The organism is Methylocucumis oryzae (assembly GCF_000963695.1).
GTDB classification, from domain to species: domain Bacteria; phylum Pseudomonadota; class Gammaproteobacteria; order Methylococcales; family Methylomonadaceae; genus Methylovulum; species Methylovulum oryzae.
In genome coordinates this window covers 1-11330 of record NZ_LAJX01000211.1, presented here as the reverse complement: position 1 = coordinate 11330, position 11330 = coordinate 1, and the positions used below count along the sequence as shown (strand labels likewise).

At 45.4% G+C, this 11330-nt stretch carries 10 protein-coding genes and 1 pseudogene; 1 reads left to right on the top strand and 10 read right to left on the bottom strand.

What is annotated here, in order from left to right:
* Positions 1 to 198 precede the first annotated feature (198 nt).
* Positions 199 to 351, top strand: a complete 153-nt coding sequence (locus tag VZ94_RS26535; RefSeq protein WP_192828680.1) for a hypothetical protein — start codon at positions 199 to 201, stop codon at positions 349 to 351.
* Here VZ94_RS26535 and VZ94_RS17470 read toward each other — a convergent pair.
* The 10 genes and pseudogenes from VZ94_RS17470 to VZ94_RS17435 form a co-directional block, all read right to left on the bottom strand.
* Positions 348 to 1757, bottom strand: coding sequence for an efflux transporter outer membrane subunit (locus tag VZ94_RS17470; protein ID WP_045780201.1), 1410 nt, complete (start codon positions 1755 to 1757; stop codon positions 348 to 350). The two genes, VZ94_RS26535 and VZ94_RS17470, sit on opposite strands and share 4 nt — an antisense overlap.
* Positions 1758 to 1925: 168 nt before the next feature.
* A pseudogene (locus tag VZ94_RS17465) lies at positions 1926 to 5071 on the bottom strand (efflux RND transporter permease subunit).
* The gene (locus VZ94_RS29525; protein WP_239650039.1) at positions 5008 to 5292 is read right to left on the bottom strand and encodes a permuted SH3 domain-containing protein; all 285 of its coding nucleotides are present in this window, start codon (positions 5290 to 5292) and stop codon (positions 5008 to 5010) included. Before VZ94_RS29525 ends, VZ94_RS17465 begins: the two are co-directional and overlap by 64 nt.
* A complete protein-coding gene (locus VZ94_RS17460; RefSeq protein ID WP_239650038.1) occupies positions 5252 to 6202 on the bottom strand; it encodes an efflux RND transporter periplasmic adaptor subunit in 951 nt (316 codons plus the stop codon). Before VZ94_RS17460 ends, VZ94_RS29525 begins: the two co-directional genes overlap by 41 nt.
* A 74-nt stretch (positions 6203 to 6276) precedes the next feature.
* Complete coding sequence (gene cysM / locus VZ94_RS17455) at positions 6277 to 7167, bottom strand: cysteine synthase CysM (RefSeq protein WP_045780200.1); 891 nt, start codon at positions 7165 to 7167, stop codon at positions 6277 to 6279.
* A gap of 52 nt (positions 7168 to 7219) precedes the next feature.
* Positions 7220 to 7585: a roadblock/LC7 domain-containing protein gene (locus VZ94_RS17450; RefSeq protein ID WP_045780199.1), complete on the bottom strand. Its 366-nt coding sequence runs from the start codon at positions 7583 to 7585 to the stop codon at positions 7220 to 7222.
* 71 nt (positions 7586 to 7656) lie between these two features.
* A complete protein-coding gene (lnt, locus tag VZ94_RS17445) occupies positions 7657 to 9183 on the bottom strand; it encodes an apolipoprotein N-acyltransferase (RefSeq protein WP_082081775.1) in 1527 nt (508 codons plus the stop codon).
* Between the two features lie 6 nt (positions 9184 to 9189).
* The gene (locus VZ94_RS32445; RefSeq protein ID WP_338040491.1) at positions 9190 to 9891 is read right to left on the bottom strand and encodes an oxidoreductase dimerization domain-containing protein; all 702 of its coding nucleotides are present in this window, start codon (positions 9889 to 9891) and stop codon (positions 9190 to 9192) included.
* Positions 9860 to 10543: an FAD-dependent oxidoreductase gene (locus VZ94_RS32440; protein WP_338040490.1), complete on the bottom strand. Its 684-nt coding sequence runs from the start codon at positions 10541 to 10543 to the stop codon at positions 9860 to 9862. The genes VZ94_RS32445 and VZ94_RS32440 overlap by 32 nt, the downstream gene beginning before the upstream one ends.
* Positions 10544 to 10625: 82 nt before the next feature.
* The gene (locus tag VZ94_RS17435) at positions 10626 to 11156 is read right to left on the bottom strand and encodes a peroxiredoxin (protein WP_045780198.1); all 531 of its coding nucleotides are present in this window, start codon (positions 11154 to 11156) and stop codon (positions 10626 to 10628) included.
* Between the last annotated feature and the right edge of the window lie 174 nt (positions 11157 to 11330).

The window sequence follows — 11330 nt, the reverse complement described above, 5'->3', positions numbered from 1 at the left end:
TTATTCAAAATTGAATTTATTTATATAACAAAAAAAGATATATAGCGGCTCTTCAATAATCCTGAATCAGTTAATAAAGTGTTACCGTTCTTTTGTCGGCGTTGCCAAGCAGCACAAAAAAAGTCATGCCAACCCTACGTTGGACAAGCGTAAAATTTACGTTAAGCTAATCTTTTTAACTCAGTTTTCGGAGGTATTATGGGTCCTTATTCTCGCGGCACGTCGCATACCACAGGCGTGTTTTTTGAAACGTTGTATGAGCAGCCTTTGCTAATCGTTGTTTTTGTTGTAGCGGCTTTGGCGGTGGGTTATTGGTTTTATCGTAAAAATAACGTGTCAAAGCACGATTAATGCATAGTTTCCCAGCCACCGCCTAGCGCTTTATATAGCGCGATTAAGGCGGTGGCCGTGGCGGTTTCGCTTTGTGCGAGTTGTTCTTGGTCTTGTAATAAGCGCTGCTCAGCTTCTAATACCGTTAAAAAGTCAGCAACGCCTTCTTGGTAGCGTAATAACGCCAACGCATTGGCTTTTTCGCTAGCATTGGCTGCGATGGATAATAACGCTCTACGTTGCTGCTCGCGGTTGTAATTCACTAACGCGTTCTCAGTCTCTTCTAACGCGGTCAATACGGTTTGCTGGTAGTTCGCTAAGCTAGCTTCGGTTTCAGCTTTAGCGAAGTTGATTCTGGCATAGACCCGACCTAAATCAAATGCCGCCCAGGTAATTCTAGGGCCAAACGCATACGCATCAGAACCGGTAGCGCCTAAGCCTGATAATTGATTGGCTTCCAGGGCTAGTGTGCCAACAAAACTGACTTTGGGAAATAAATCGGCAGTAGCGATGCCAATTTGTTCCGTCATAATGGCTAGATTACGCTCAGCCGTGCGTATATCAGCACGTTGTCTTAATAACTCAGCAGGATTGCCTATATTAATGTGCTTAGGCAAGGTGGGTAGTGCCTGGTTTTTGAGTAATTTATCAGTTAATGCATTTGGTGCTTGGCCGGTTAATACGCTTAAGCGATGCGCCGTTTGCCAAATAGCAGAATCTAGCGATGGAATTAACGCTTGGGTTGCTTTTAATTGCGCGAAGGCTTGCGTGGTATCCAGCTCAGTGCCACGACCGTTGTTTAAGCGTATCTGCGTGATATTAAGGGTTTGCTGTTGATTATTGAGATTTTTATTGGCAACCGCAAGTTGATGCTGTAAACCGCGTAACTGCATGTAATTTCTCGCGGTTTCAGCCATTAAGCTAATCGTTAAGTCGTTTAATTGCGCTAGCTCTGCGTCTATTTGTAGCTCGTTTGCCCGTAATCCACGTCTGGATTTACCAAAAAAATCAAGCTCCCAAGTGGCATCGAAGCCTAGGTTATACAGCTCTAAATCGCGCGGTACGAAACTGCGGTTATTCAACGCGGCTTTACTGCGTTGTTGCTGCGTGTAGTTGCCATGCGCACTGATAACAGGTAGTAAATTCAATCCCGCTTCTAAATATAACGCTCGCGCGGCGCGTATAGTAGCTTGAGCGGCTTCCAAATCGTGGTTATGTTGAACAGTTTGGGTAATTAATTCATTTAGCAACGCATCATTAAAATCTTGCCACCAGCGTGTAGTGGGGCGATGAATGTATTCAGGTTGCGCACCTTGGCTAAACGTCGCAGGCACGGCTGTCGTCGGTGGGACATAATCGGGACCGACAGCACACGCGCTGATTAGTAAAGCGCAAATCCAAATAAGAAAGAATTTAATAGAGAGCATGATTAGCGTAGTGATGATTTCTCGTTCCCACGCTCTGCGTGGGAATGCCTACCTGTCTTTGGCTCAGCATGGTTTTCCATTCGTATCAGTGAGATAACTTGAGCATGGGTATGCGTTCCCACGCAGAGCGTGGGAACGAGAGCATAAGAAAGAATTTAATACAAGACATCATTGACGTGGCGATGATGAAGGTTTTATCAGCCGTTGGCTGAGCACATAAAACACTGGTGTTAATAATAAACCAAATAGCGTCACGCCCAGCATACCGCTAAATACCGCTGTACCGAGTAAGCGCCTGGTTTCAGCACCGGCACCTTGTGCGACCATTAACGGGTAAACGCCCATAATGAACGCAATCGAGGTCATCAGAATAGGGCGCATACGGATTCTTGCGGCTTCCTCTGCCGCAGCCACGAGGCTTAAACCTTGTTGCTGGCGTTGTTTGGCGAATTCAACAATTAAAATCGCGTTTTTGCTCGCTAAGCCGACTAACACGATAAAACCGATTTGCGTGAAGATGTTATTGTCCATATGCATAATCGCTAATCCGGTTAACGACGATAAAATGCACATCGGTACGATTAAAATCACAGCGAACGGCAGCGACCAGCTCTCATATTGCGCTGCGAGTGCTAAAAACACAAACACTACGCTAAGCGGAAACACTAACCACACGACGTTACCCGCTAAGACTTGTTGCAGGCTGAGTTCGGTCCATTCAAACGAAAAACCCGGTGGTAACTCTTGATTAAGTAGGTTTTGCATCCTATCAATGGCTTGTCCCGAGCTAACGCCAGGCACGGCAGAACCGCTAATTTCAGCAGCGGGATACATGTTATAGCGGGTAATTTTATCCGGTGCGTTAATCGTTTTAACCTCGATGAGTGATGCTAACGGCACGATTTCGCCTTGTTGATTACGGGTTTTTAATTGGCTAATCTTTTCTGGTGTCATGCGAAAAGCGCTGTCGGCTTGCGCAGTGACTTGGAAGGTACGACCAAATTGGTTGAAGTCATTGACGTAAGCTGAGCCTAAATAAATGCGTAAAGTGTCGAACAAGTCAGGTAAGGCAATATTCATCGTTTTAGCGCGGATGCGGTCAATATCGACAAATAATTGCGGCACATTGGCTCTAAAGGTTGAAAATAAATTGCTTAAACCGGGTAGTTTATTAGCTTTAGCCAAGATTTCGCCATTGACTTGTTGTAAGGCTTGGCTGCCCGCATTGCTACGATCTTGGATTTGTAGTTTAAAACCGCCGACAGAACTCATGCCACGTATCGGTGGCGGGGTAAACACGGCAATACGTGCATCTGTAATCGTCGATAAACGTTGATTTAAGGTTTTGACTAATGCATCAGCATATAACTCAGGTTTTCCGGCGCGGTTATCGAAACTGTCTAAGCGCGCAAACATCGTCGCGACATTGGCTTGATTGGCGCCGCTTAATAACGACCAACCGGCATAAGCGTTGAGATGTTGAATGCCTTCGGTCGCTAGCACGATTTGACTCGCTTGCTGTACGACCGCTTTGGTGCGACTTAGCGACGCGGCATCGGGCAATTGTGCGAATAAGATTAAATAACCTTGGTCTTGCTGCGGAATAAATCCCGCCGGGACTTTTTTCTAAGGCATAGCCGTTTAAGCCACATAAACCGGCATAAACCAGTAACACTAAAGCGCTAAAACGAATTAAACGCCCGACTAACCATTGGTAAGCATAGCTAAAACGGTCAAAGGCTTGATTAAATAGCGTAAAAAACCAAGCCAGCCCTCTATCAAATAACGATTGTTTGCCCGTATGCGCTTTATCTAATAACAATGCACATAAGGCAGGGCTTAAGGTTAAGGAATTAAACGCTGAAATAATCGTAGATACTGAAATCGTCAGCGCAAATTGTTTATAAAATGCACCCGATACACCGGTAATAAATGCTGTTGGAATAAATACTGCCGATAACACTAAGGCTGTGGCAATTACTGGGCCTACCACTTCGCTAATCGCTATCCGGCTTGCCTCTCGCGCTGATAAACCCTTTGCAATATGGCGCTCGACGTTTTCAACCACGACAATCGCGTCATCAACGACAATGCCTATGGCTAATACCATGGCGAATAACGATAAAGTGTTTAGCGACAACCCTAACGCGGCCATAACCGCAAATGTGCCGATTAATGATACCGGTACGGCTAATAACGGAATAATGGTCGCGCGCCAATTTTGTAAAAAGACGATGATGACAATAACAACCAGTAACAGCGCTTCAAACAGCGTTTTAACGACGGCGTTAATCGATTGTTGAATAAACACCACCGTGTCATAAACGACAACATAATCCAAACCATCGGGAAAGCGGGTTTTAAGCTTAACCATTTCGGCTTCTACTGCTTTTTTGGTATCTAGCGCATTCGAGCCAGGCAATTGAAAAATGGCTAAACCAACCGTTTGTTGACCATCTAAAAACAACCCGGCGTTATAGTCTTTAGCACCTAATTCGACGCGAGCCACGTCTTTTAATCGAGTCAGCTCACCATTAACGCCTTGCTTAATAACGATATTAGCAAAATTGCTCAGGTTCGGTGAGGCGGCCTAATGTGCTTACGGTATATTGAAAATCGTTATTAGCCTCGGCGGGTTGTTGACCAATTACGCCCGCAGCGACTTGCACATTTTGCTCGCGTACGGCAGCTAAAACATCGCTAGCGGTTAAGTTTCTTGCTGCGATTTGCTCAGGATTTAACCATAGTCGCATACTGTAATCACGTGCGCCAAACACGATAATATCGCCGACACCAGGTAAACGCGCTAAGCTGTCTTTGATTTGTAGTAGCGCATAATTGCTTAAATACACGCTGTCATAACGTTGATTCGGCGAGATTAAGTTAACCACTAAGCTTAAATCGGGACTGCGTTTTTTAACGCTAATGCCTTGGCGATTGACTTCTTCGGGTAATTTAGGCGTGGCTAATGCGACACGGTTTTGTACTTGCACCTGCGCTTTATCTAGTGGTGTGCCAGGCTTAAATGCTATCGTTAATGAGAAAGAACCGCTGTTAGTCGATTGTGACGACATATAAAGCATATCTTCGACGCCGTTCACTTCTTGTTCTATCGGTGCAGCAACGGTATCGGCAACGACTTGCGCGTTGGCACCGGGATAAGTAGCACTAATCACAACCGTAGGCGGGGCTATTTCGGGGTATTGGCTAATTGGTAAGCCGAGTAAGGCTAAACTACCTAATAAAAGGATTAATAACGATAAGACCGACGCAAAAATAGGTTTATCGATAAAAAAATGACTGAATTTATCCATGATGGTTTAGAGTTACTGACTAACAGGTAGCCGTTCGGCATCGACGGTAAGTCCAGGCTTAAGCTTGGCAAGCCTTCATAGACTAACCACTCGTTAGCATTAAGCCCTGCGCGAATAACGCGCAACCCATTGATACGCTCACCTAATTCGACTTTTCGGTAGCTAACCTGTTGTTTATCATCAATAACCCAGACAAAAACGTTGTGCTTGATCGCTAGCAATAGCGCGTTCAGGAATTAATAATGCTGAATAAGTCGGTGTCGCTTGGATTTGTACGCGGGCAAAAAAGCCAGGCTGTAATAAACCATCGTGGTTAGCAAAAACAGCTCTTAGGCTTACCGTGCCGGTATTTGCATCGGCATTAGGCGCTATAAAATCTAAATGACCTAGATGCGTGAAACTTTGCTCGTCGCTTAACGCCAGTCGAACAGGAATGGCCTTTGCTGTTTGCGTTTTAGTGCTGGCTAAATAGCGCTGGTATTTTAAAACCGAGCGTTCATCAGCAGGGATATACACATAGACAGGGTCAATCTTAGTAATTTGGGTCAGTAAGCTGTCATTGGCATTCACCATATTGCCGACGGTGATAAATTCTCTATCAATACGACCATCAATAGGCGAACGAAGCGTCGTGTAATCGACATTTAAGCGCGCAATAGCAACATTCGCTTGCGCCGATTTAACCGCAGCGCTGGCCTCTTGCAAACCTTTACTGCGCGCATCATGCTCTTCAGCCGAAATAGCTTTGGCTTGGAATAAACGTTCGGCCCGCATGAAATCATTTTGTGCTAATTGCTGCTTGGTTTGTGCGCGGCCTAATTCAGCTTGCGCGTAATCAAGTTGCGCTTGATAAGGTCTAGCATCGATTTGGAATAACACATCACCTTTATGCACAATAGAACCAGCAGTAAATGATACTTTATCTAAATAGCCGGATACGCGCGCTTTTACGGCAACGCTTTCAATGGCTGCAATACGCCCGGTGAAATCATCCCATTCCGTCACATCTTGCGTGACGGCTTGAGTGAGCTTAACTTTAGGTGGCGGCGGGGTGGGTGGTGCTGCGTTAGGCGTACTCGCGTTGTTACATGCAGTCAACGCAAGACATAACAGTCCAGCGAGAACGCCCATGTTTGATAATCTTAAGTAGGGCAGCGTGTTGCATACCCTGGTGTTATAGTTAAGCATTGTTCCTGTTGTTAACATTAACCTGGAAATACCCCAGTCGATAAGTACCTATCGCCTCTATCGCAGTTAATCACAACGATAACTGCGTTTTCAAGCTGCTTAGCCAGTTCTAATGCAACAAAAACTGCACCGCCGGTTGATACACCGGAAAAAATACCTTCTTCAGCGGCGAGTTTACGTGTGGTTTCTTCAGCAGAGAATTGCTCGACTAAAATAATTTCATCGACGCGGTGGGCTTCATAAATCTTAGGCAAATATTCTTCCGGCCAACGACGTATGCCGGGAATTTTGGCCTCGTCTTTAGGCTGCACACCGATAATTTTAATAGCAGGATTTTGTTCTTTTAAATAACGCGACGTGCCCATGATGGTGCCGGTCGTACCCATCGCGCTCACAAAATGGGTAATTGTGCCTTGGGTATCGCGCCAGATTTCTGGCCCAGTCCCTTCATAATGCGCTAGCGGATTATCAGGATTACCAAATTGATTAAGGATTTTGCCTTCACCGGCCGCTTCCATGCTTTTGGCTTTATCAATAGCCGCTTCCATACTGCCAGAGGCGGGGGTCAAAATTAATTCGGCACCATAAGCCTTCATCGCGGCACGGCGCTCTTCGCTCATGTTATCGGGCATGACCAAGGTCATTTTATAACCTTTAATGGCAGCGGCCATCGCTAACGCAATGCCGGTATTACCGCTAGTTGCCTCGATAAGCCTATCGCCCGGTTTAATGTCACCGCGTAATTCGGCATGTTTAATCATCGATAACGCGGGGCGGTCTTTTACCGAACCAGCCGGGTTATTACCTTCAAGTTTTAATAAAACGGTATTGCTTGTAACACCCGGTAAGCGTTGTAATTTCACTAGCGGCGTGTTGCCAATACAGGCTTCAATCGTGGGATAATCCATCTGTGTACTCCAGTAGTAATATTCTTGGATTATCCCACACTTTCACTAGGTTTTAATAAGCTGGTTCAAATAAAAACGTTGTGTTTTGTTGAGTTAACCAGTGCTGACAGGCTTGAGTTATGCGATTCAAGTCAGCGTGTTGCTCGGCTAATACCGTTAATGCCATTTCTTCATTGACTTGGCTAATAATTATATAGCCGCTAGTGTTTTTGATAATCACTTGTTCTAAAACGCTTTTTGATAGATTTTTGCTACTGCGTACACTGATCGAGAGCAATGCGGCGGTCATAGAACCTAACGCATCCTCATCAATCGTTGCGGGCAAGATGGACGCGATAACAAGCCCATCATTTGAAATTAACGCCGATGCGTTTATGTCATGACAGGCTTGATTTAAATCTCTTAGGATAGCTTGCATAAGACACCTCTGTTAGTGGGGGAAACAGCTAAGGCTGTAAGTTAAGTCTTATACGGTAGATTTATTGCGGTTTAATGACTTTTCAAGCGCTTAGTGAAAACCGAGAGGTGTTTTCCAGCCTCGGCAAAATGAAGATAACCCAAGCTAGCCAAAGTGATAAGCAAAATACCCCCCATCAACCACGTATCACCTAACCACGCATAAGGCGTTAAGCCAGTCATCGGTTGAAATGAAGCCGTTAATACGGTGGTGGTAAAGCTCGGTGCTTCTGCAACGGTTTGGCCTTTAGCGTTAATGACGGCGCTAACGCCTGTATTCGTTGCTCTTAGCAGGTAGCGGCCTGATTCTAAAGCGCGCATGGCGGCCATTTGTAGGTGTTGTTGCGGTTCTAACGAGTCACCAAACCAGGCATCATTAGTGACATTAACTAAAAAAGCTGCTTGCTCCAGTCCATCAGCGACAGTGACGCCGAACGCATCTTCATAACAAATCGAGGTAATAAAGGGTAAACCGGCTGCTGTTAATAAGGGTTGATGTGCGCCGCCAGGCGTGAAATCGCCTAAGCCTATGTTTAATTGCTTGAGAATATAACCTGATAACGGTTGTAACGGCATAGTCTCGCCAAACGGCAATAAGTGATTTTTGCTATAGATTTGCCGCTGTTGACCCAGCGCGAGAACGCTGTTGTAGACTTCACCGCGCTCGCCTTCTGTCGGTAGGCTGACGATAATATCCGTGTTATGTTGTTGCGCGGCTTGTTGCAACGGCGTTAAATAAAACTCATCGACTTCTGATAAAAAGGCCGGGATTGATGTTTCAGGCCAAATAATTACATCGGCATCCCAATGTTCTTCAGTTAAGTCCCGGTACAGTCTTAATGTATCGAGTTTGTTTTCAGGCAACCATTTTTCATTTTGCGCGATATTGCCTTGAATCAGTGCAACCGTCAGCGCTTTGCCTTGTGGTTTTGTCCATTCAACTTCATGTAAGCCTGCGCCGGTTAGCCACAATATCAGCAATAAACCCGCTTTAAGCATTCGATAAGTCTGGGTTGTAAATAAACTAAGTAATAATGTTGTAGTTAATACTAATAAAAACCCCGTTCCATAAGCACCTAATAACGGGATATAACCGGCTAAGGGTGTGTTCAGTTGCGAATAGCCGGATAACAGCCAAGGAAAGCCATTTAGTAATAACGTGCCGCGTAGATATTCTATGCCTAGCCAAATACCCGCCGTGATAATAGGTGCATTTGCAGCAGATAATGTGACTGTTAAAAATCCTGCTAATGCGGGAAATAACGCCCAGAACGCGACAAAGGTCAAGGTGAGGGCGGCTGAACTTACACTATCGGCACCACCAAAATCATGAATGCTGATATAAACCCACGATACGCCTAGCGCAAATGCGGCTAAACCAAAATAAAATCCGCGTAGGCTTGCGCGTAAGGGTGTACAGCCAGTTTGCCATGACGCAAACAGTAAAGCTAAAGCGGGTATGGCTAATACGCTGAAATTAAATGGAGCAAATGCAAGCGTGAATAACCCGCCCGCGCACAGTGCCATTAAATCGTAAAAAATGGGATTGATAAGTGGCATACAGTTTTAACTCGGTGTACGCATTGTGACGAACTCTTCCGCAGCGGTAGGATGAATACCAATCGTCGCGTCAAAACTTGCTTTCGTTGCACCCGCTTTTAGCGCAACCGCCATTCCTTGGATAATTTCCCCGGCGCTCTCGCCGACCATGTGTACGCCTAACACTTGCTCGGTGCTACGTCGTACCAGCATTTTCATCAGCGTTTTTTCATTAAGTCCCGATAAACTATGTTTCATCGCTGTAAACACGGAGCGATACACATCAATATCATCAGGGTAGGTTATTTTGGCTTGTTGTTCGGTTAAACCTACCGTGCCAACGTTGGGCTGGCTAAACACCGCGCTAGGCACTAAGTCATAGTCAATATCGTCAGCACCATTGCCATAACAGCGATGGGCAAACACCATGGCTTCCGCAGTGGCAACCGGTGTTAAATTAACTCGATTGGTAACATCGCCTATGGCATACACCGACGGGATAACCGTTTGATAGTCGTTATTAACGGGAATAGCGCCATTATCATCTAAAACAATCCCAACCGATTCTAAGCCTAGATGCGCTGTATTAGGTTTACGACCAGTCGCGTATAACACCAAGTCGGCATTTAATGGTTGCTGTTCAGTAGTGATAGCGGTATAGCCGGTAGCGTGGCGCTGAATTTCGCTAATCACCGTTTTAGCGAATAATTGAATACCTTTTTTCTGCATTTCTGTCGTTAAAAAAATGCCGAATATCCTCATCAAACCCTCGCAAAATAGCCTCAGCACGAAAACATAAGCTTGTTTCTACGCCTAAGCCGTGCATGATGCCGGCAAACTCAACAGCAATATAACCGCCACCTACGATTAACAAGCGCTTGGGTAACGTGTCTAACGCAAACATCTCATTAGAGGTCACCACATGCTCTTTGCCAGGCACTTCCGGAAGCGCAGGCCAACTGCCCGTAGCAATTAATATGCGTTTGGCGCGTAAATACTGATTGTTTATTACAACAGTATGTTCGTCTAGTAGCTTAGCGGTACCATCATATTGCGTGACTCCCGCTTGAGTTAATAGGTTTTGGTAAATCTGCTGTAAGCGTTCGATTTCTTTATTTTTACGGCTTAATAAGTGTTGCCAAGAAAAGCTTTGGCCGTTTAGTTGCCAGCCAAAACCTTGCGCAGCACTAAATTCCTCGGAAAACTGTGAAGCATAAACAAACAGTTTTTTCGGTACGCATCCGACATTAACACAAGTACCGCCATAATAGCGTTGCTCGGCAATGCCAACACGAGCGCCTAAACGGGCGGCGGTTCTCGCTGCCCGAACACCGCCTGAACCCGCGCCAATGACAAATAAATCGTAATCAAATGTCGTCATAATCAACCTTTTTAGTGAGGTTTAGATGTAAGTGTTAGTTTAATACGTGTCTTTTCCTGCTAGAAAAAGACACGCTGAATTATCAGAGGGCTTGAGTGTCGCGTAAGTACGCCAACACGGTGTCGGCATCGCTAATGACAAACGGGTCTTCCGGGCAGTTATCAGCTTTGCCAGGCTCTTCAAACAATTTTACTATGTGTTTATCATCGACCACCATCGCATAACGCCAAGACCGGTTGCCAAAGCCTAAATTGTCTTTTTTAACCAGCATACCCATTAAGCGAGTAAAATCGCCATTACCGTCCGGCAACATTTTGACGTGGCTAACACCTAAATGCTTACCCCACTGAAACATCGTAAATGCATCGTTGACACTTAAACAATAGACTTCATCTATGCCTAAGTTTACTAACTCGTGGTATTTTGCTTCAAAACCGGGTAAATGAGTACTTGAACAGGTTGGCGTAAATGCGCCTGGTAACGCGAACAGCACAATCTTTTTGTTTTTGAAAATATCATCGCTGCTCACATCTTGCCAGCGGAAAGGGTTTTCACCGCCTATGCTCGCATCACGCACGCGGGTTTTAAAAATGACATCAGGTATAGTTTTCATAGTAGATTCCTTTTAGCTTAAGATTGGTTACCAACTTAAGACAGGACAGGTCATTCAGAACGCAGGACGCCGTAAATACGTCCCTGTAGGCTTGGCGGCAGCATCCCTGCTGCCGACACCTGCGTTCTAAACGCCCTGTCCCGTCATAAGTGTGTAGCCTTAAGATTAATAACT

What these genes read in the sequence shown, in the direction of transcription:
- cysM (WP_045780200.1), bottom strand. Translation starts at nt 7,167, where the DNA reads ATGGATTATCCCACGATTGAAGCCTGTATTGGCAACACGCCGCTAGTG.
- VZ94_RS26535 (WP_192828680.1), top strand. Translation starts at nt 199, where the DNA reads ATGGGTCCTTATTCTCGCGGCACGTCGCATACCACAGGCGTGTTTTTT.
- VZ94_RS17470 (WP_045780201.1), bottom strand. Translation starts at nt 1,757, where the DNA reads ATGCTCTCTATTAAATTCTTTCTTATTTGGATTTGCGCTTTACTAATC.
- VZ94_RS32445 (WP_338040491.1), bottom strand. Translation starts at nt 9,891, where the DNA reads ATGCAGAAAAAAGGTATTCAATTATTCGCTAAAACGGTGATTAGCGAA.
- VZ94_RS32440 (WP_338040490.1), bottom strand. Translation starts at nt 10,543, where the DNA reads ATGACGACATTTGATTACGATTTATTTGTCATTGGCGCGGGTTCAGGC.
- VZ94_RS17435 (WP_045780198.1), bottom strand. Translation starts at nt 11,156, where the DNA reads ATGAAAACTATACCTGATGTCATTTTTAAAACCCGCGTGCGTGATGCG.
- lnt (WP_082081775.1), bottom strand. Translation starts at nt 9,183, where the DNA reads ATGCCACTTATCAATCCCATTTTTTACGATTTAATGGCACTGTGCGCG.
- VZ94_RS17450 (WP_045780199.1), bottom strand. Translation starts at nt 7,585, where the DNA reads ATGCAAGCTATCCTAAGAGATTTAAATCAAGCCTGTCATGACATAAAC.
- VZ94_RS17460 (WP_239650038.1), bottom strand. Translation starts at nt 6,202, where the DNA reads ATGGGCGTTCTCGCTGGACTGTTATGTCTTGCGTTGACTGCATGTAAC.